This is a genomic window from Halorubrum sp. SS7, from assembly GCF_005435055.1.
Lineage (GTDB): Archaea > Halobacteriota > Halobacteria > Halobacteriales > Haloferacaceae > Halorubrum > Halorubrum salinarum.
Genome location: NZ_SGXV01000473.1, coordinates 1 through 321 on the forward strand (window position 1 = coordinate 1; position 321 = coordinate 321).

A 321-nucleotide genomic window follows, 5' to 3' on the forward strand; every position below is an offset into this window, starting at 1 on the left:
ACCTCGACACTTTCTCTTGAAGGCTCGTATACCGTAACCGATCCTTCATGACCAACTTCTCTTGCTGCAACCACTGCTGATACACCGTATCCACCACCAATCTCAACGATGTCGTCTCCCGGTTCTACAACCCGGTGTATCGCGTCAATGAAGGTAGCTTCCCATCCCGGACGCACATCCGTCTGGTCAAAGAGCTTCGGCCTTCTCACTGGAACACCATTGAAAGCCGCTATCTTTCGAGGGAGAAATCGGCGTACTGTTTGATTATATATCTTTTGAATCATTGGCTTCCTCTAATGCTGTCTCGTCGCTTCGCCTCTA

1 pseudogene is annotated in these 321 nt (G+C 49.5%); it reads right to left on the reverse strand.

The window, feature by feature from the left end:
- A pseudogene (locus tag EXE44_RS18840) lies at positions 1-284 on the reverse strand (protein-L-isoaspartate O-methyltransferase); the annotation flags it as partial.
- Between the last annotated feature and the right edge of the window lie 37 nt (positions 285-321).